This is a genomic window from Paraburkholderia heleia NBRC 101817 (assembly GCF_000739775.1).
In the GTDB taxonomy this organism is placed as follows: domain Bacteria; phylum Pseudomonadota; class Gammaproteobacteria; order Burkholderiales; family Burkholderiaceae; genus Paraburkholderia; species Paraburkholderia heleia.
Genome location: NZ_BBJH01000019.1, coordinates 42913 through 62282, shown reverse-complemented (window position 1 = coordinate 62282; position 19370 = coordinate 42913). Strand labels below are relative to the sequence as shown.

The 19370-nt window shown below is 67.0% G+C and carries 15 protein-coding genes; 3 read left to right on the top strand and 12 right to left on the bottom strand.

Translation table 11 applies throughout. The features are described from left to right. Window positions 1–75: 75 nt before the first annotated feature. Window positions 76–756 carry a PspA/IM30 family protein gene (locus BHE01S_RS16290; protein ID WP_042265728.1) on the bottom strand — a complete coding sequence of 227 codons (681 nt, stop codon included), beginning with the start codon at window positions 754–756 and terminating at the stop codon, window positions 76–78. A gap of 385 nt (window positions 757–1141) precedes the next feature. Next, window positions 1142–1783 carry a hypothetical protein gene (locus tag BHE01S_RS36300; protein WP_042265727.1) on the bottom strand — a complete coding sequence of 214 codons (642 nt, stop codon included), beginning with the start codon at window positions 1781–1783 and terminating at the stop codon, window positions 1142–1144. A gap of 139 nt (window positions 1784–1922) precedes the next feature. Here BHE01S_RS36300 and BHE01S_RS37840 point away from each other — a divergent pair, with 139 nt between their 5' ends. Together BHE01S_RS37840 and BHE01S_RS16280 are read left to right on the top strand one after the other, a co-directional pair. After that, entirely contained in the window at window positions 1923–2219 is a 297-nt protein-coding gene (locus BHE01S_RS37840; protein ID WP_157025433.1) for a hypothetical protein, read from the top strand. 163 nt (window positions 2220–2382) lie between these two features. Continuing rightward, on the top strand, window positions 2383–4911 hold the full coding sequence (locus tag BHE01S_RS16280; RefSeq protein ID WP_042265726.1) for a penicillin-binding protein 1A: 2529 nt from the start codon (window positions 2383–2385) through the stop codon (window positions 4909–4911). A 394-nt stretch (window positions 4912–5305) separates the two neighbouring features. On the opposite strand, the gene BHE01S_RS16275 is transcribed toward BHE01S_RS16280, so the two are convergent. The 4 genes from BHE01S_RS16275 to BHE01S_RS16260 form a co-directional block, all read right to left on the bottom strand. Beyond that, the gene (locus BHE01S_RS16275) at window positions 5306–5926 is read right to left on the bottom strand and encodes a 2-hydroxychromene-2-carboxylate isomerase (protein ID WP_084068934.1); all 621 of its coding nucleotides are present in this window, start codon (window positions 5924–5926) and stop codon (window positions 5306–5308) included. An 86-nt stretch (window positions 5927–6012) separates the two neighbouring features. Beyond that, window positions 6013–7596 (bottom strand): efflux transporter outer membrane subunit, encoded by a 1584-nt coding sequence (locus tag BHE01S_RS16270; RefSeq protein ID WP_084068917.1) that lies wholly within the window; start codon window positions 7594–7596, stop codon window positions 6013–6015. Beyond that, window positions 7593–10739 carry an efflux RND transporter permease subunit gene (locus BHE01S_RS16265; protein WP_042265724.1) on the bottom strand — a complete coding sequence of 1049 codons (3147 nt, stop codon included), beginning with the start codon at window positions 10737–10739 and terminating at the stop codon, window positions 7593–7595. The genes BHE01S_RS16270 and BHE01S_RS16265 overlap by 4 nt, the downstream gene beginning before the upstream one ends. A 5-nt stretch (window positions 10740–10744) precedes the next feature. Beyond that, the gene (locus BHE01S_RS16260; RefSeq protein WP_042265723.1) at window positions 10745–11881 is read right to left on the bottom strand and encodes an efflux RND transporter periplasmic adaptor subunit; all 1137 of its coding nucleotides are present in this window, start codon (window positions 11879–11881) and stop codon (window positions 10745–10747) included. A 253-nt stretch (window positions 11882–12134) separates the two neighbouring features. On the opposite strand from BHE01S_RS16260, the gene BHE01S_RS16255 reads away from it, so the two are divergent. Then, on the top strand, window positions 12135–12752 hold the full coding sequence (locus tag BHE01S_RS16255) for a TetR/AcrR family transcriptional regulator (protein ID WP_042265722.1): 618 nt from the start codon (window positions 12135–12137) through the stop codon (window positions 12750–12752). A gap of 34 nt (window positions 12753–12786) precedes the next feature. Here the strand turns inward: BHE01S_RS16255 and BHE01S_RS16250 are convergent, their stop codons facing one another. From BHE01S_RS16250 to BHE01S_RS16225, 6 genes are all read right to left on the bottom strand, one after another. Then, window positions 12787–13017 carry a DUF2795 domain-containing protein gene (locus BHE01S_RS16250; RefSeq protein WP_042265721.1) on the bottom strand — a complete coding sequence of 77 codons (231 nt, stop codon included), beginning with the start codon at window positions 13015–13017 and terminating at the stop codon, window positions 12787–12789. 240 nt (window positions 13018–13257) lie between these two features. Next, window positions 13258–13530: a hypothetical protein gene (locus BHE01S_RS16245; RefSeq protein ID WP_042265720.1), complete on the bottom strand. Its 273-nt coding sequence runs from the start codon at window positions 13528–13530 to the stop codon at window positions 13258–13260. 246 nt (window positions 13531–13776) lie between these two features. Then, window positions 13777–15135: a C45 family autoproteolytic acyltransferase/hydolase gene (locus BHE01S_RS16240; protein ID WP_042265719.1), complete on the bottom strand. Its 1359-nt coding sequence runs from the start codon at window positions 15133–15135 to the stop codon at window positions 13777–13779. A 145-nt stretch (window positions 15136–15280) separates the two neighbouring features. After that, window positions 15281–17026, bottom strand: a complete 1746-nt coding sequence (locus BHE01S_RS16235) for a ClcB-like voltage-gated chloride channel protein (protein WP_042265718.1) — start codon at window positions 17024–17026, stop codon at window positions 15281–15283. Between the two features lie 148 nt (window positions 17027–17174). Further along, entirely contained in the window at window positions 17175–17909 is a 735-nt protein-coding gene (locus BHE01S_RS16230; RefSeq protein WP_042265858.1) for a glutathione S-transferase, read from the bottom strand. A 246-nt stretch (window positions 17910–18155) separates the two neighbouring features. Next, window positions 18156–19229 carry a YeiH family protein gene (locus BHE01S_RS16225; RefSeq protein WP_042265717.1) on the bottom strand — a complete coding sequence of 358 codons (1074 nt, stop codon included), beginning with the start codon at window positions 19227–19229 and terminating at the stop codon, window positions 18156–18158. Window positions 19230–19370: the final 141 nt, after the last annotated feature.

The window sequence follows — 19370 nt, the reverse complement described above, 5'->3', positions numbered from 1 at the left end:
GCGGCGCGGTGGGGCGCCTGCCGGCTACATCGGCCGCACGGACCATGCCGCGCCGCATCCGGCACGCCGGCGTGCTTACTGTGCCGGCGTGTTCATCTGCTTCTTGAGCGCCTCGAGGCGCTCGTCCACCGACGGACCCTTGTTGAGTGCCGCCAGCTTGTCGTCGAGCGCCTTGCCGCTCGACTGGTCGGACGAGTTCAGGCGGGCGTCCGAGCGCGCGTTCGACAGCGCAACCTTCTCTTCCAGTTTCTGGAAGTCGCCGTCGAGATTCTTCCCGCCGATGCCGCCCAGCGCCGTGGCGGCGACATCCTTCGCCTGGGCGATCTGCTGCTTCGCCTGCAGGATGTTCGAGCGCGCGTTCAGGTCGTTGCGGCGCTGGCGCATGTCGTCGATCTGCTGCTTCAGCTGATCGACCGACGGTTCGAGCTTGGCGAGTTCGCCCGCGAGCGCGTCGCGTTCGGCCTCGGCGGTTTGCTGCGCGCCGAGCGCTTCGCGTGCGAGCGCTTCGTCGCCCGATTGCAGCGCGCGCTTCGCGCCGTCTTCGTACTTCTTCGCCTTGTCGGCGGCCACGTCGCGCTTGCTTTGCTGCGTCGCGACCTGCGCCTGGATCTCGACGAGCGAGTTCTCCGCGCGGGCGATGCTGTCGTCGAGCTCACGCACGATCTGGCGCGCGTCGCGCGACGGATCCTGCACCGAGTCGGCGGCGTCGTTGAGCAGGCCCTTGACGGTGCGGGAGATGGAGTCAAAAAGCGACATGAATTCCTCCGGTGTAATGAAATCGGCCATGGCGGGCCGAGGTGCGTGTACGCGGTTTGGCCCCACGCGCCGGCCGGCAGCGGGCTGATCCCTCTGCCAGCTTACGCCGCTTTGCGCCTTGCGCGCATGCACGGCGCAAATCGGGGCGAGTGCGGCAATTGCAATAGCGTGAAGGTGTTTTCTTGCACGCGTGTGTTCATCAGGACGGAGCCTGGCTCGCGCGGCGCGAGCACCGCTGCAGGCGGCGCGCCGCCATTCGATCGCGGATATTACACCACGGCTCGTCTTAAAAGGGACTTAAAGGAATCGGGCCCGCCGGGCGCTTGCGCATACGTGTGCAAGCGGGCGTCAAGCCGTGAGCATGGCGGCGCGGACGCGGCCCGCGTCAAGCGTATTTGCCGCCTTCGGGCGCGGCGCCGTCGCTGCGGGCTTCGTCGCGTGGATCGCTTGCCTCGCGCCGCGAGCGGGCGAAGGGCGCAGAACTCAACGGCTGCAGCGGTTCGACGTCCAGCGGTTGCGCCGCGGCCGTGTCGAGCGCGGCGCTTTGCGCCGCATCGGCCGCTTCGGCGCTCAAACGGGCGACAGCCTGGGCGATTTCGCGCGTGGCATGGCTCACGTCCGCCTCGTCGGTGTGCGCGGCGGGCAGGGGGGCTAGCGCCTCGTCGTGAATGGCCGCAGTCGCTTCGCTGTCGGCGAGCGCAGCGTTCTTTTGCGTGTCGGGGCTTGCTGCTGCGCTCGCGCCGATCGCCGCCGCACCCGCAGGCGGCCGGATCGCGCCCGCACGGCCTGCGCGCAGCGGCTTCGCCGCCTTTTGCAGCACCTGGGCGAGAGCGTCGGGCTGACGCGGCGCGTTCAGCCGGTCGACGATGCTCGCGGCCTTCACCTGATCGCTCGTGGCGCTGAACGCGATCACGGCGCGGCGCATGAGTTCGCTGATGCTGATGCCGAGTTCGTCGGCGGTGGCGGAGATCGCGCGCTTTTGCGCGGGCGTAACGAAGACGACGATGCGTTCGCTGGGCTTGTTCATGATCGACGGGCCGTTGTGTCGGCTTCGTATGACGTCGGTTTGCCTGCCTGCGCAACAGCTTTTGTAAGAATGGATGTGTGCTCGCCTGGGCGCGGACAGGGGCGTGTAGCAGATCTTTCATCATAAGACGAGCGCGCCGATGCGCAATTGGAAGGTGCGCGACCAGGCTCAACCCTGCCTGCAAGAATCTGCCGTCAACTGCCCCTCGACATCTAATTTGCTGCGCGGCAGAGGGGTGGCCATGAAACTTTTCGCGCATAAAGCCAAGCCCGGCGCAAGCGAGCGCCCCGAGGGCCAAAAAATCGGGCAGGAAGCATTTCCCAGGAAACTCTTACAAAAAAAGCGCGACCCGGCGCCCGCGATTTCTTTAGAATGCGCTGTTACATTTCGCGAATGGCGCCTGAATGGGCGCGTATTCGCGTGTGGCGTGCCGTAGTGCGCGCCGCGCGGCCGGACGGGGGCGTTGCCGGTCGCGCCGCGTCGCCGGGTTTGAGCCGGCGACGTCGTATGCCGCATTGGCGCCATGACGCCGTGGTCGAGATCCATGCGCGCGAGTTGCGCGCAGCCGGCGCGCGCGAGACGCGCCCATCATTCCAGTCATGCCTATCATCAAACGACCGCCTTCCCCGCAGTACCCGCACGACGATCGGGAACCCTCCTTCAACAACGGGCGCCAGCCGCCTCGCCGGCCCGAATCGGGCGGCGGCTCCGGCGGCAACGGGCCGCGCGACGGGAGCCCGAAGCGGCGCTCCATCGGCACCACGCTCGCGCTGTGGTTCGTCGGCCTGATCGGCACGTTCTGCGTGGTCGGTGCGCTGCTCGTGGGCTACGCGCTCGTCGTGATGGAGCCGCAACTGCCATCGCTCGACGCGCTCACCAACTATCAGCCCAAGGTGCCGCTGCGCATCTATACCGCCGATCACGTGCTGATCGGCGAGTTCGGCGAAGAGCGCCGTCAGCTCGTGCGCTTCCAGGATATTCCTGACATCCAGAAGAAGGCCGTGCTCGCCATCGAGGACTACCGCTTCTACGAGCACGGCGGCGTGGACTTCATCGGCATCCTGCGCGCGGGCGTAGCGGACATCATGCACGGCGGCGCCTCGCAGGGCGCGAGCACGATCACGATGCAGGTCGCGCGCAACTTCTTCCTTTCGAGCGAGAAGACCTACACGCGCAAGGTCTACGAGATGCTGCTCGCCTACAAGATCGAGCGCGCACTCACGAAGGACCAGATTCTCGAGTTGTACATGAACCAGATTTATCTGGGTCAGCGCGCCTACGGTTTCTCGGCGGCGGCGCGCGTGTACTTCGGCAAGGACCTGAAGGACATCACGCTCGCCCAGGCCGCGATGCTCGCGGGCCTGCCGAAGGCGCCTTCGGCGTATAACCCGATCGTCAATCCGCACCGCGCGAAGATTCGCCAGGCGTACATCCTCAAGCGCATGCTCGACCTTGGCTACATCACGCAGGCGCAATACGACGAAGCGATCAAGGAGCCGCTGCAGACGAAGACGGCCGGCACCGAGTACAACGTGCACGCCGAATATGTTGCGGAAATGGTGCGCCAGATGATGTATGCGCAGTACAAGGACGAGACCTATACGCGCGGCCTCACGGTGACGACGACCATCGATTCGGCCGACCAGGACGCCGCGTACGCGGCCGTGCGCAAGGGCGTGATGGACTATGAGCGCCGCCACGGTTATCGCGGACCGGAGGGTTTCGTGCAACTGCCCGCCGACGGCGACGACCGCGAGCAGGCCATCGAAGACGCGCTCACCGATCACCCGGACAACGGCGACCTCGTCTCGGCGGTGGTGACCGATGCGGGCCCGAAGTCGGTGACGGCGCAACAGCTCGACGGCACGTCGGTGACGGTGACGGGCGAGGGCCTGCGCTTCGTCGCGGCCGCGCTCTCGCCGCGCGCCGCGCAGGCGCTGCGCATTCGCCCCGGCTCCATCGTGCGCCTGATGGAGGACGCGAGGGGCAACTGGCAGATCACGCAGCTGCCGCAGGTCGAAGGCGCGCTCGTCTCGCTCACGCCGCAGGATGGCGCGATCCGTGCGTTGATCGGCGGCTTCGACTTCAACAAGAACAAGTTCAACCACATCACGCAGGCATGGCGTCAGCCGGGCTCGAGCTTCAAGCCGTTCATCTACTCGGCTTCGCTGGAAAAGGGGCTCGGACCGGCGACGATCATCAACGACGCGCCGCTGTACTTCCCCCCCAGCTCGCCGGGCGGCGAGGCGTGGGAGCCGAAGGACGACGACCAGCCCGAAGGGCCGATGACGATGCGCCTCGCGCTGCAGAAGTCGAAGAACCTCGTGTCGATCCGCATCCTCTCGTACATCGGCACGAAGTACGCGCAGGACTATGTGACGCAACGCTTCGGCTTCGACGCGGACAAGACTCCGCCGTATCTGCCGATGGCGCTCGGCGCGGGCCTCGTTACGCCGCTGCAGTCGGCGGGCGCGTATAGCGTGTTCGCGAACGGCGGCTTCCGCATCAACCCGTATCTGATCGCCGAAGTGGACGATGCGCGCGGCCAGCCGATCCTGCGCGCGCAGCCTCTGGTGGCGGGCCAGAATGCGCCGCAAACGCTATCGCCGCGCAACGCGTTCGTGATGAACAGCCTGCTGCACTCGGTGGCGACGGCGGGCACGGGCGCCGGCACCAACGTGCTCCATCGCAACGACCTGCAGGGCAAGACCGGTACGACCAACGACGCCAAGGACGGCTGGTTCGCGGGTTATCAGCGCACGCTGGTCGCCGTGGCGTGGATGGGTTACGACCAGCCGAAGAGTCTCGGCAGCCGCGAATTCGGCGCGCAGCTCGCGTTGCCGATCTGGGTGGAGTACATGCAGCGTGCGCTGCGCGGCGTGCCGCAGGAAGAGCCGGCGATGCCCGAAGGTCTCACGACGATCAACGATGAACTGTACTTCTCGGACATGACGCCGGGTAACGGCTTCGTGGCGAGCATCGGTCTGGACTCGGCGAACCCGGCGGGTGCGGCGAGCGATGCGAGCGGCGCGACCGGCAGCATGGGGCCGGGCGGCATGACGCCGCCGAGCGTGACCACGACGGAGAAGAAGCAGATCATGGATCTGTTCGAGTCGAACAAGCCTTGATGCGGGTTTGGTGAGTTCTGCAGGACAAACACGGCGCGTCGGCAACGGCGCGCCGTGTTTTGTTGGGTGAGCGGAATTTCCTTGCGGGCCAAGGGGTTGGTCGAGCTTTCCAGGGCTTTTCCACAGGGCTGTCAACGAAATCTGTGGGTAACTCCCGCGCCGACTTTTCCACAGTTTTTGTTGAAGCCCCTGTTCATAACCCTGGGATATCGAAGCTAACCGGCTGACGCAAAAGGCTTTGTCTGCATGCTAGCGGCATGAGGCACCCGCGCCGCAAAACGCATCGTCAGAACGCAGTCCGAAGGATTGGCTGTGCGAACCGCGCGAATGCGTGACGGCCTGAACAGGCAGGAATACGAATGGCTCCATGCAAAGCCAGGCGCGGAAAACAGAACTACGCACTGTCCCGGTTCTGCGGCGGGCAGAGCGCCGTTTCGATGGCGTCTTCCAGCCGGTCGTTGCCCCAGAACATTTCATCGCCGACGAAAAATGTCGGCGCGCCGAAGATGCCGAGATCGCGCGCCGCCTGGGTCCGCTCGCGCAGGCGCAGCCGGTTCGCGTCGCTGCCGGCTTCCTCGACGAGCCGCTGCGCCGGCAATCCCAGCACGGTGAGCATGTGTGCGACCGCTTCGGGCGAATCGACTTCGCGGTCGTCGCCATAGTTGCGCGTCATGACGGCGCGGCACCAGTCGGGCAGCCACGCTTCGTCGGCGGCGAGCACGGCGATGCGCGTCGCGAGCACGGTGCGGCGCGGAAACTCGGTGGGCTGTTGCCACGGCAGCGCGTATTTGCGGCACTGCCGACGCATGTCCTGCCACACATAGGCGCCTTTTTCCTTCTGTACGACGAAGGGCGGACCTTCCCAGCCGAGTGCGTCGAGAATGGGGCCGAGAAGGAAGGGCCGCCAGTGTACGTCCACGCCGCTTCGCGCCGTGAGGGCGGCGATGCGCATCACGCTCAGATAGCTGTAGTTGCTGGCGAGGTCGAACCAGAAGTCGAGCGATGGGCGGGGCATGATGTCGTCTCCCTGAAGCGGATGCGCCCGCGTGAGCGGCGCGTTGCCGATCATGGTACCCCGAGGCGCCCGGACAATCGCGAGTGTTACTTGTCTTGCGCGGCGGCTCCGGCGTCCGATGCAGGCTCGGCGACAGCCGTGTCCGCCCCGCGCCCGTTGCCGAGCGTCGCCGGATTGACCGGCGGATTGCCCATCGCCTGGAAGAGCGCCGCCGTATCGGAAAGCCGCGTGCCGCGATAGCGGATTTCGTCGAGCCGCGCGTTACGCCATTGCTGCTCGCTTTGGCGCACCGCGTACCACGGCACCGCGCCCAGTGTGTAGCGAGCGAGGGTGTCCTCGTAGACGCCCTGGGCTGTGCGCGCCGACGTACTGGCGGCTTCGAGGGCCTGGGCGTCGTGATCGAGCGCGGCGAGACGGTCGGCGACGTCCTGGAACGCCGTGAGCACCGTTTGCCTATAGGTGTCGTTGGCCGCTTCGTAGGACTGCAGCGCCGCGCGCCGCTGCGCGACGAGTGCGCCGCCGTGGAAGATCGGCTGCGAAAGCGAAGCGCCGATGGCCCACAGCGCCCCCGCGCCGGAAGTCACGACCGGCCAGCTGAAGCCGCCCTGGCCGAGCGCCGCCGAAAGCGTGATGCTCGGGTACATCTGCGCGGTCGCGGCGCCGACGCCGGCTGCGGCCGCCTTGAGCGTGGCCTCGGCGGCTTCGATGTCGGGCCGCGTTCTCAGGAGTTCTGAAGGTATGACCACCGGGACCTGTGCGGGCAAGGTCAGGCCGGCGAGATCGAGGTCGGGCGGCGCCTGGTCGGGTGTACGGCCGATCAGCACGGCGAGCGCATGGCGCTGTGCGACCCATTGCTGACGTAGCCCCGGCAGACTCGCCGCGAGGGACGCCGCGCTCTGCTGCGCGCTGAGCAGATCGGTGCGCGAGGCCGAGCCGAGCGCGTAGCGCTTTTGCACGTCGTCGGCCTGCGCATTGGCGAGCGCGATCAGCTGCCCGGTCGCGTCGATCTGCGCATGCAGCGTTGCCGCGCCGAGCGCGCTCGCCACGATGTTCGCCGCGAGCGCGCGCTGCGCGGCCTCGAACTGGAACGCCTGCACGTTCACGCGCGAGGCGAGCGCCGCGTTGTTCAGGCGGGTCGCGCCGAACACGTCGAAGGTATAGCGAACGTCGATCAAGCCCGCGAAAATCGCGTACTGCAGCTGGTCGATGCCGAACTGCGGGATCGCGGGTTGCTGCTGGCGTTGCGCAATGCCGATGGCGTCGACAGTCGGCAGCAGCGAGCTGCCGATCTGGCCGCGCAACTGCTCGCGCGCGGCCTGCAGGTTGTGGTCGGCGGCCGCGAGGTTCGGGCTGTTGGCGAGCCCCTCGTTCACGAGCGCATCGAGCGCGTCGCAGCCGTAGAGCGTCCACCATTGCGGCACCGGTTGCGCGCCCGTCACGAACTGCTGCGCGACGCCCTGGGCGGCGACCGTCTGCGCCGGTTGCGCCTGCGCGCCGTAGTGCCCGGGCTGGGGCATGGGGGGCGGCTCACCGGTCGGGCCCAGCGCACAGCCGGCCAGCGCAAGCGCGACGCATGCGGCGAGCCAGCCCGGCGCGAGCGGAAAACGTGTTGCGTACGAACGCGCCGTTTCGCGCGCGCCCGACGCCAATGTCGATGAATCCGTCTTCATGATGCCTGTTCCGGCGTGTTGCCGGTCTCGTCAGTCTCGCTGCTGCGCACGCGGAACGCGGCCGCGTAAGCCGCGGGCAGGAAGAACAGCGTGAGCACGGTCGCAATCGTGATGCCGCCCATCAGCGCCGTCGCCATCGGCCCGAAGAAGTTCGAACGCAAGAGCGGAATGAGCGCGAGCACGGCGGCCGCGGCGGTCAGCATGATCGGCCGGAAGCGGCGCACCGTTGCGCCTACCACGGCGTCGAAGCGCTTGTGCCCGGCGCGGATATCCGTTTCGATCTGATCCACGAGGATCACCGAGTTGCGCATGATGATCCCGAACATGGCGATCACGCCGAGCATGGCCACGAAGCCGAACGGCTGCCCGAACGCGAGCAGGGCGATCACCACGCCGATCAGACCGAGCGGCGCGGTCAGCACGACCATCAGCGCGCGCGTGATGCTCTGCAGCTGGATCATGAGCAGCGTGAGTACGGCGACGGCGAGCACCGGCAACTGCGCGAAGATGGACGCCTGGCCCTTCGCGCTTTCCTCCACGGAGCCGCCCACCTCGATGTGGTAGCCGGGAGGCAGCGCGCGCTTGATGGACTCCAGTTTGCCGTCGAGCGCATGCGTGACGTCGATGCCCTGCGCGCCCGCTCGCACGTCGGACTGCACGGTGATCGTGGGCTGCCGGTCGCGCGACCAGATCACGCCGTACTCCAGATCGTTGGCGAGATGTCCGAGCGCGCCGAGCGGCACCGGGCCGTTCGGCGTGGGCATGGCGAGCGTGAGCAGGCGTGCGGGATCGACGCGTTCGGCCGCGGGCGAGCGCAGATCGACGCTGATGAGCTTGTCGCGCTCGCGAAACTGCGTGACGGTATAGCCCGAGTAGGTCATCTGCAGAAAGTTGGCGATGTCCTGCGACGAGACATTGAGCGCGCGCGCCTTTTGCTGGTCGATCTGGAAGTGCAGCGAGCGTCCCGCCGGTTCGTCCCAGTCGAAACTGACGTTCTCGGTGCGGGGATCGGCACGCATCGTTGCCGCCACCTTGTTCGCGATGCCGCGCACGGTCGGGATGTCGTCGCCGCTCACGCGGAACTGCACGGGGTAGCCGACCGGCGGCCCGTTCTCGAGCCGCGACAGACGCGTACGGATGGCCGGGAACGTGTCGCGCAGCATCGGTTCGAGCCAGTTCGCGAGCTTCTCGCGGTCTTCGACCGACTTCGTCGTGATCACGAACTGCGCAAAATTGGGCTGCTGCAACTGCTGATCGAGCGGCAGATAGAAGCGCGGCGCGCCGGTGCCGACGAAATCGATGAAATGGTCGATCTCGGGTCGGCCCTTGAGCGCCGCTTCGAGTCGCTTCGTCTGGCGCAGCGTCGCATCGATCGAGGCGCTCTCGGGCAGGCGCACGTCCACGAGCAATTCGGGCCGGTCGGAACTCGGGAAGAACTGCTGCGGCACGAGCCTGAAGCACGCTAGCGCGGCCACGAACAGCGCGATGGTCAGTACGAGCACGATGGCGTGGCGCTCGATGCACCAGCCGATCCAGCCGCGCAGGCGCCGATAGAAACGCGTGTCGTAGATCTCGTGCTCGTGATCCTCGCCATGGGCGGCGTTCGTTGCATTCGGGTCGGGCTTGCGTTCCGGCAGCAGCCGGTAGCCCAGCAGGGGAATCAGCACGACGGCCGCGAACCACGAGGCGATCAGCGCGATGGCGGACACCTGGAAGATCGAGCGCGTGTATTCGCCGGTGCTCGACCTCGCGAGCACGATGGGCAAGAAGCCCGAAACCGTGACGAGCGTGCCGGTCAGCATCGGAAAGGCTGTGCTGGTGTAGGCGAATGCGGCGGCGCGCGTGCGGTTCCAGCCCTGCGCGAGCTTCACCGCCATCATCTCGACCGAAATGATGGCGTCGTCCACGAGCAGGCCGAGCGCGAGCACGAGCGTACCGAGCGAAACCTTGTGCAGGCCGATGCCGAAGAGGTACATCGCGAGCGAGGTGACGGCGAGCACGACCGGAATGGTAATGACGACCACCATGCCCGTGCGCACGCCCAGAGAAACGAGGCTCACGAGCAGCACGATGCCCACGGCCTCCGCCACGGCTTCGACGAAGTCGTCCACCGAGCGCGCCACGGCATCGGGCATGCTCGACACTTCCACGAGCTTCAGGCCCGCGGGAAGTTGTGCGCGCAACAGCTCGACGCGCGCATCGAGCGCTTTGCCGAGACGGATCACGTCGCCGCCCGGCTGCATCGTCAGGCCGATGCCGAGCACGGCCTGATTCTGGAAACGCATTTGCGTGGCGAGCGGCTCGTCGTAGCCGCGCCGGATCGTGGCGATGTCGCCGAGGCGAAACGTGCGGCCGTTCACGCGGATCAGCGTATCGGCGATTGCATTGAGATCCTCGTACTGGCCGCTCGGGCGCACGAACACACGGTCGTCGGCGGTGGTGAGCGTGCCCGCGGCGGACACGCTGTTCTGCGCGCCGATCACCTGGCCGAGCTGTGTGGGCGAAATGCCGAGGCGTGTGAACTGCGTGTTCGGAATCTCGATGTAGATGCGTTGCTGCGGATCGCCGAAATAATCGACCTTGCCGACGTCGGGCACGCGCAGCAGCTGCTCGCGCAGCTTGTCCGCGTAGTCGTGCAGTTGCGCGGGCGAAAAGCCGTCGCCTTCCAGCGCGTAGATGTTGGTGTAGACGTCGCCGAACTCGTCGTTGAAGAACGGCCCTTGCACGCCCTGGGGCAGGGTGTAGGCGATGTCGCCGACTTTCTTGCGCACCTGGTACCAGGTCTCGCGCACTTCGCTCACGGGCGCGGAGTCCTTCATCGTGAAGAACACGAGCGATTCGCCGGGCCGCGAATAGCTGCGCAGAAAGTCGATGTAAGGCGTTTCCTGCAGCTTGCGGCCGATGCGGGTGGTCACCTGGTCCTCGACCTGACGCGCGGTCGCGCCTGGCCAGAAGGTCTGGATCACCATCACGCGGAACGTGAAGGGCGGGTCTTCCGATTGCGCAAGACGCGTATAGGCGAGCGCGCCGAAGATCGTTGCGAGCACAACGAGAAAGGTCACGAGCGCACGATGCCGGAGCGCCCACGCCGACAGGTTGAAGCGGCCCGCTTCGTGATCGGCGCCGGGACCCGAGCCTGCCATCCGGCTCATGACGCGAAGTCCTCGGGATGCAGCGGCGCGACCGGGCGCACCTGCTCGCCTGCGTGGACCGTGTGGACGCCTTGCAGCACGATGCGCTCGCCGTCCTGCAATCCGTTCGCCACGGTGATCGTGCGCGCGTCGTAGCGCGCGATGCTCACGCGCCGCAACTGCAGCACGTTGTCGGGCGCGTGTATGACCCAGATGGCGGGCGCTTCGCCGTCGTGGAAGAGCGCGGTGGCCGGCACGGTAAACGCGGCCGGCGCCCTGGCCTCGCTCGGGGCCGCGAACGCCACGTTGGCGGTCATGCCGAGACGCACGTCGGCATCGGGATGTTCGAGCGTGAGCCTCGCGCGCCATGTGCGGCTTTGCGGGTCCGCCGCGGCGGCGAGTTCGCGCAGGCGCGCCGTGTAGTGCCGGCCGGGCAGGGCGCCGAGCGTGACCTGCGCGGTGTCGTCCGTATGCAGCGCGGTCACGGCGCGCTCGGGCAAGTCGCACACCACGTCGATGTCGCCGCTCCACGCGAGCTGGTAGACGGCCTGGCCGGCCTGCACATTCTGGCCAGTGTCGGCGTTTTCGGCCGTGATGACGCCCGCGTGGTCGGCGACGATCTGCGTGTAGCGCAACTGGTTCTTTGCCAGCGCGAGTTGCTGCTGCGCCTGATCGCGCTGGGCCGCGGCCGAAGCGTACGCATCCTGCGTCTGCTCGAGTTGCGCGCGGGCGATGAGATTGGCCGCCGACTGGGCCGTGTCGCGATCGAGCTGCTGCTTCGCGAAGACGAGGCGATGCTGCGCGGCGTCCAACTGGGCCTGCGCGCTGGCAGCGTTCTTTTCGAAGTCCGCCGGATCGAGCCGCGCGAGCGTCTCGCCCGGCTTGACGCTGTCACCAAGGCGCACGCTGCGCTCGATGATCTTGCCGTTCACGCGAAACGAAAGCGGGGTGACGTTGCGCGCCTCAATATCGCCGGGATAGGCGGGGCTCATGGCGGCGCCGTCGGGGTGCACGGTCATCGAGACGACCGGACGCGGCTGAGGCGGCGCCTCTTTTTGCCTGCCGCAGGCAGCCAGCATGGCGACGCCGAGCACGAGAAGCACATTCGCGGCATGCCGCCACGGCGCACTGAACTTACCGGTACCACTGCGCATCCTGCTCGATGCGCCACGACCGCAACGATTCACCTGGACCTCGATAGGCTGGGTGCGCACGCAGACCGCATTACCGCCAGACCGGTTGCGCCGCCATTGAGTCGCGGGCGCGGCGCGGCTCGCGCACCGGCCCGGACCTGGGATGATGAGCCGGATTCTAATACAACGTTGTATCTGAGTGCGAAACTGAATCCGAAGAATGTTTCAGTGCTAGACTCGCGTCAATCCATGACCCATAACGACGCCCCACGCCATGAAGCGCATTCGTCTCACCCGCGAACAAAGCCGCGACCAGACGCGCGAGCGCCTGCTCGACGCCGCGCAGGCCATGTTCATGAAAAAAGGGTTCGTGGGCGCGAGCGTCGAGGACATCGCGCATGCGGCGGGGTACACGCGCGGCGCGTTCTACTCGAACTTCGCGGGCAAGTCGGACCTGCTCGTGGAATTGCTGCGGCGCGATCACGAAGCCATGCAGACCGACCTGCGCGCCATCTTCGAGACCGAGGTTTCGCGCGAGCAGATGGAGGCGCGCGTGCTCGCCTACTACAGCCGCATGCCGCAGGACAACAAGGTTTTCCTGCTGTGGGTGGAAGCCAGGCTGCTGGCTGCGCGCGACGCGCGCTTTCGCACGCGCTACCACGCGTTCATGAAGGAAAAGCGCGAGCGTCTTGCCGCGTACATCGAGGAATTTGCGGCGCGCGTGGGCATGCCGCCGCCGCTCGATCCCGAATTGCTCGCGCTCGGGCTGATGGGGTTGTGCGACGGGGTGCAGTTTCTCGCCACGGCCGATCCGCAGCATGTCACGCCGCCAGTCGTCGAAACGGTGCTGGGCACCTTTTTCGCGCGAGTGGTGTTCGGCCGCGACGCGTGAGCCCCGCGTGCACGCAGCCCGCGACCCGCGCGCCTCAGGAGCCGAGGCCAGGGCCGTAGTTGCTGCCGATCAGCCGCGTAACGGACGCGACATCCTGATAATCCTGCTCGGGCATGCCGTCGAGGATGGCGAGCACCTCGTTGCTGGCGCCAGACTCGCGCGCGGCGTCCACGAGTTCGTCCTTGTTGGCGGGCCAGCGCACTTCGCGCAGTACGTCGGCGAATTGCAGGTCGATGGGTTCGTCGGGAATGCGGGAGGCTGACATGCGTGGCGTCCTTTGCGCGGGCGGCCGGCGTTGGCGGTCCGCGTCGTCGTCTCGTTTGTTGTGCGGATTGTTGTTCAGATATGGTTTGCGCTTTGTTTGCGGCGCGCAGCGCTAGCGCCGCGCCTCAAGCATACACAATCCGCCTCGCACGCCTTCGCGGTGTGCGCATGCGATGCTCATTTGCCGCTCATGCGCCACGCTTCTTCGCCGCTTGTTCGCAAACGGGAGCACCGGTCAGGCTCAGGTCTGCTCGTGCAGGTCCGGGCTTAGCGTCTTGTCCAGCCGATGCGACCTGGGCAGCGTGAGGTACTCCCAGTGTTGCGGACCGTTCGCAGTCACGGGCACGTCGGGGGCGGGGGGCGCCACGGGGGCGTCGTAGGCGTGGGACTGCCCACTTGCGAGCGGGATGTGCGCGCTGGCCTGGACGACCGGTGAGTCCTGCGCGGTGCGTACCGGAGCGGCGAAGCATGACGCCGACAACAGCACGGTGGTCATCAGTGTCGAGGTTTTCATCGCTCGACCTCCTTTCTCATGCGGCCCACAGGTCGCAGCAAGCGCCGTACCGCATCCGCCGGCGTGGGTGGCGGTGCAGGCAGCCGCGCCAGCCGGGGCGGCCCGGCGCGCCGCTACGCGAAGGAGCAACGAGCCGCCTGGACGGCTCATGTGCGCGAGGCGCATACGGAAATACCATAATGGCAGGAAATGCGCCGACGCGTCTCGAACGCGCGTGCTTTTTTCCGGCGCCGCCGTTACACGGCATTAAAGCGCGGGTCTGTGCAGTGCCTCGAAGCGCGTCCAGGGCCACGACGGACGGTCGCGCATATAGCCGTTGAGCCAGTTCCATTGCGGATGGCGCTGCATGAAGGCCTGGGCGTCGAACGGGCGGCCGCACGGATGGCCCCAACGGGCCCAGAACGACAGATCGCGCGCCATTTCGCTGTCGACCACCTTGCCGTCGTTCGCGCCCCATGGGTTGAACGGCCCGTGGTCCGCGCCGCCGAAGCGCGCGTCGTCGAGTTCGAGATGGCCGCAGATCGTGCGCGAGCACGGGTTGTCGCTGCGCTCGAGGTAGACGTCGTGATGGTCCGCGATCATCGCCTTGGCGAGCTCGGCGTCGATCGCGCCGCGGTGCTCCTGCGCGAGCTGCATGAAGCGCAGGCGGCGCGCGCCGTTGCGGCGCACGTCAGTGTAGTCGTCGGCCTCGCCGGTGCATTCCTGGTTGCGGATCTTGAGGTCCGTGGCCGTGTTGAAACCGCTGTAGAAGCCGTCTTTCGTGCTCTCGAAGCCCGCGTGCTGCAGGCCCAGTTCATAGCGCGCGATCTCGCCCGTTTTGGTGTCGCCGAGAAGCCAGCTGTTCACATAGCCCGCGTTGTTCGCCTGCGCAAACATCTCGCACCACTGCGCAATGCTCGACGCATACTGCGTCGCCCGGCGCGAGCGATAGAACTCGGGGGCGCCGTTCGCGCGGTAGCCGACGAAGTTCGAGATGGTCGTCTCCGTCACCATCAGGCCCGCGCCGTTGATCCAGAAGTCGGTGAGGCTGGAGATGCAGCCGGGCAGGCCCTGCATGAGGATGCGGTGCCCCGATTCGGGCACGATATCGAACACGACATTGAAGGCGTCGCCGGCCGCATAGCGGTCCCACGAATTGTGCGCCATGACGATGCGGCCGTCGCGCGTCGCGCTGCCCGTGGCGATGAAGGCGCTGCAGTGGTGGCCGCGCCGCCCGCGCCACGGGCGCACCGCGCCCGGCCCCTGGGACGCCTGCTGCGCTGCGACATGAACCGGCCACCAGCTCTGCAGCAGGTCCATGTAGCCGTTCCAGGCGAGCACTTCGGCGAATTTGAGACCGGCGCCGTCGGCGATGCCCTGGATTTCGTCCGCGAATTCGGTGTCGAGGCGCGGCGCGAACTGCACGATCGCCGCGTGGATGAAGGTGTCGAAGTCCTCGCCCGTGTCCCATTTCGCAAGATAGCGCGCGGTGCGGATCGCATTGCGGATTTCGTTGGCCAGCAATGCGCCGTGCTGTTCGCCGCGGTCGTAGGGCTCGCCCTGCAAGTGCACGAATATCCAGCCCGCGTGGTCGCGGCGTACGGCTTCGAGGGAGGGTTCGCTCATCTTCGCTCCGGTCGTCCCCGCGTCGATTCTCGCTGCCTCTGTGTGCGCGTCGGTGCGCAGGCGCACAGCGCGGGCCGAGCGGCGCGTTCCCCTCTAGTCTAGAAAATCCGCGGCGCTTTGCCACGCGCCTCGCGCGCGGCCTGGCTTACCGCTGCGCGTTCATGCGCTGATAGGCGTCCAGCAGCGAAGTCTTGTACACCACGCCCGCGAGCGTCGGGTCGCGCGTACTTTCGACGACGGGCAGGCGCTCGCCCTGGAACGACATGAAGTGCTGCAGGCCGACGGCGAGCGGCATGTCGGGCGTGAGCACGTCGAACGTCGGCTTCAGGTAGTCGCGGGCATGCTTGTGCGCGGTATCGCGCTTTTGCAGCAGGTCCGAAGTGATGTCGGCCAGCGCGACCGCACCGAGAAAACGCCCCGTCTCGTCGGTCACATAGAGGTACTTGACGGGATACTCGAGGAACACGCGCGTCATCTCCTGCACTGTGGCGCTCTCCAGCACGACGGTCTGCGCGGGGCGCACCAGCTCGCGCATCTGCGTCATGCGCAGGCGCATGCGCTCCGCCTCCTCGCGGTTGCGATGCAGCGTGATTTCATACATCGATGCCTTGCCGATGGCGCGCGCGACGAAATAGGCGACCACGCACGAGAGCATGAGCGGCAGGACCACCTGGTAGCTCAGCGTCATCTCGAAGATCATCAGGATCGCCATGAGCGGCGCCTGGGTCGCGCCCGCGAGGAACGCGCCCATGCCTACCATCGCGTAGGCGTACGACGCGGACGTGCTGTCGGGCCAGAGCGCGTGCATGCCCTGGCCGAACAGGCAGCCGAGCACGGCGCCCATGAAGAGCGTTGGCGTAAACACGCCGCCCACGGCGCCCGAGCCGACCGTCGCCGCGGTCGCGATGAGCTTGAAGACGAGCACCGTGGCGAGCGCCGTCCAGGTCCACGGCGAATGGAGGATGGAGTTCACGACGCTATAGCCGTTGCCCCACACCTCGGGCGTCCACACCGAAAGGACGCCGACCACGAGGCCGCCCAGCGCGAGCCGCACGGGCAGCGGCGCGTTCAGGCGGCCAAAGCCCTTTTTCGCGGTGGCCATCATCATGAGGAACTGCGGCGCGAGCGCGCCGCACAGCAGGCCCAGCGCCACGAAGAGCAGCACCTCGACACCCGTCACCGGCGGGAACACGGGCATCTCATAAGGCGGCTTGTAGCCGGCGAACTCGCGCATGGTGATGTTGGCGACGACCGAAGAGACGACGATCGGCCCAAAGCTTTCCATGACGATGGAGCCGAGCACGATTTCGGTCACGAAAAAGGCGCCCGCGATGGGGGCGTTGTACGCCGAGGTGATACCGGCCGCCGCGCCGCATGCGACGAGCAGGCGCAGCCGCGGCGGATCGAAGTGGACCCAGCGGCCGATCAGCGAGGCGGCGAGGGCGGCGAGCTGCACCATCGGGCCTTCGCGGCCGATCGAGCCGCCGCTCGCGATCGTGAAGAGCGACGAGAGACTGCGCCAGATGCTCGTGCTCACCGGCATGACGCCGTCGCCGATCGCCACCGCCTCGATGTAGTCGGCGTGCATCGCCTTGCCGTTGCTGCTGGGCGCCTTGCGCCGCGCGAGCAGCAGCAGGCAGCCCGCGATGAAGCCGCCTGCGGCCGGCATCCAGATGCGCCGGTGCCACGGCAGGTGGCGCGCCATCTCCACGAGGCTGCCTTTGCTACCCGTGAAAAGCATCTGCACATGCGCGATGCCCTCGCGAAAGATCACGGTCGCAAACGCGCCCGCCACGCCGACGATGACCGACCAGATCAGCATCGTATGGGCGTCGGACAGGCGAAAGAGATCGCTGGCGCGGGTGCGCAGTTTCAGCAGGAATGACAGCACGGCGGGCGGGCCAGGTTACGGGTGAAAGAAAGCCGCGCGTGCGCGGGGCGCGACGGGCGGCGGCAAGCATAACGGGTGCGCGGCGGCAATGGCGCGCCGCGTGCACGAAACCGGGCGGCGGCAGACGCCTCCCACGGTCCGCGCGCATTCAGCGCATGGCCCGGTCGAGTTCGGGGTAATGCCGGAAGATGCCCGTTTCGTTGAACGGCAGCCGCCGCTCCGAGTCGAGATAGGCGGCGATATTCGGGCGCTTCGCCACGGCGTCGCGCAGCGCGACGACATGCGGATAGTGATCCGCGAAATGCTTCGTCGCTTTCGGAAACGCATAGCGCAGGCCCTCGACGATCTGAAACATCGACAGATCGACATAGGTGAGCGCGTTGCCCACCATGTGGCGCGGGCCGTCGGGATTCTGCGCGAGCACGCGCTCGAAATAGCTCATGAATTTCGGGATGCGATGTGCGATGAAATCCGCCGAGCGCGCCTTCGCTGCGTCCTTCTGGTCCTCGTAGTAGAGCCCGCTCGCGATCGGATGATGCGTGTCGTGCGCCTCGCTCACGAGGTCCGCGATCGTCAACTGCAAGCCGTTCGCGACGATGCGCAGGCGCTCGTCGCGCGGCGCGAGCTTGAGCTTCGGGCCGAGATAGAACAGGATATTGGCGGTTTGCGACACGATCAGGTCGCCGTCCTTGAGGAAGGGCGGGGCGTACGGCGGATACGGCTCGTCGCCCTCCAGCTCGCCCATCATCGCGCCGATGCCGAGGCCGTCCTTCTTCTCGCCGCGCGCCACGTCCACGTAAGGCGCCTGCGCTTCTTCCAGCGCGAGCCGCACGAATTCGCCCCGGCCCTGCAGACCGTCCCAGTAATAGAGCTCGTATGCCATCGGTCGTCCCCTTGCGTTCATGGCCGTGCTCGCCACGGCCTGCGCGGCCGCTGCCCGCGCAACGGGCAGCAACGCACAGTATCGCTCGCAACGCTCGCGCCTGGTGCGCGCGTGGCGTGCGCCCGCGAGATGGCGCACGGGCGCCGCGCGCAGAAACGCAAAAGGCCCCGCCGCAGGCGGAGCCGGTGGCCGGGAGTACCGGCGCGCAGGGGGGCGGATCGGAGCGCACGGCTCTCGGGCGCCGGGTCATCCGAACAGGCGCTGCACGCCCCAGGTGATCGCGAGACCGCCGCCGACCAGCCAGAGGTAGATGATGAAACCGGCGGTCAGCGCCCGCGGGCCCGCCTGTCGAATCTGCGAGACGCGCGTTTCGATGCCGAGCGCCGTCATCGCCATGGTGAGCGCGAAGGTGTCGAGCGTGTTGACCGCGTGGGTGGCCGTTTCGGGCAGCACGTGGAGCGAATTCACGATCACGAGGGCGAGGAAGCCAAGCGCGAACCAGGGCACCGCGAGCTTGCGCGCGCCGCCGTGGCCGGCGTGGCCGTCGGCCGTTGCCTTGCTGCGCGCCGCGCGGTTGAGCCACACGCCGAGCACGAGCAGCACAGGCACGAGCAGCATCACGCGCGTCATCTTGACGATGGTGGCGATGTGCGTGGCCTCGGGGCTCACATTGCTAGCCGCGCCCACTACCTGCGCGACCTCATGAATCGTGCCGCCGAAGAAGAGCCCGGCGCCGAGCGTATCGAGATGCAGCCAGCCTGCGCGGAACAGCACCGGATAGAGGAACATCGAAAGCGTGCCGAACAGCACGACGCTGCCCACGGCCATGGCGCTCTTGTGCGGCTTCGACTGCAGCGTGGATTCGAAGGCGAGCACGGCCGCCGCGCCGCAGATCGCGCTGCCGGCTGCCGTGAGAATGGCGGTGTCGCGGTCGAGCTTGAGGAGCTTCATGCCGACCCAGGTGCCGATCACGAGCGTGCTCACGACGATCACGACCGATTCGACGAGCCCCGGCACGCCGACCTGGGCGATTTCCTGCAGGCTCACGCGCAGCCCGAAGAACGCCACGGCGATGCGCAACAGCTTGCGCGCGGAGAAGTTCACGCCGGCGGCCCAGCTTTCGGGCATGCCGTCTCGCAACGCATTGCCATAGATGGCGCCCGCGACGATGCCGACGATCAGCGGGCTCATGCCGAGCCCGGCGATGGCGGGCAGCGAAGCGATGCTGGTGACGGCTGCCGCGAAGAGCGCGACGAACAATACGCCGTTGAGCTGCCCGCGGGTGGACGGCAACGAGTGCGAAAGACTGGGTGTAGACATGACGGCCTCTAGCGGGCGAGCCGGTGGAAAAAATGGGGTAGCGAACAGGTCGCTATCGAATGGCCTAATCCTAATTTAGATATATCGATATGAAAAATCGTGATTTGTGAAGTAATATATAGGGAAACACGATGGTTTTCC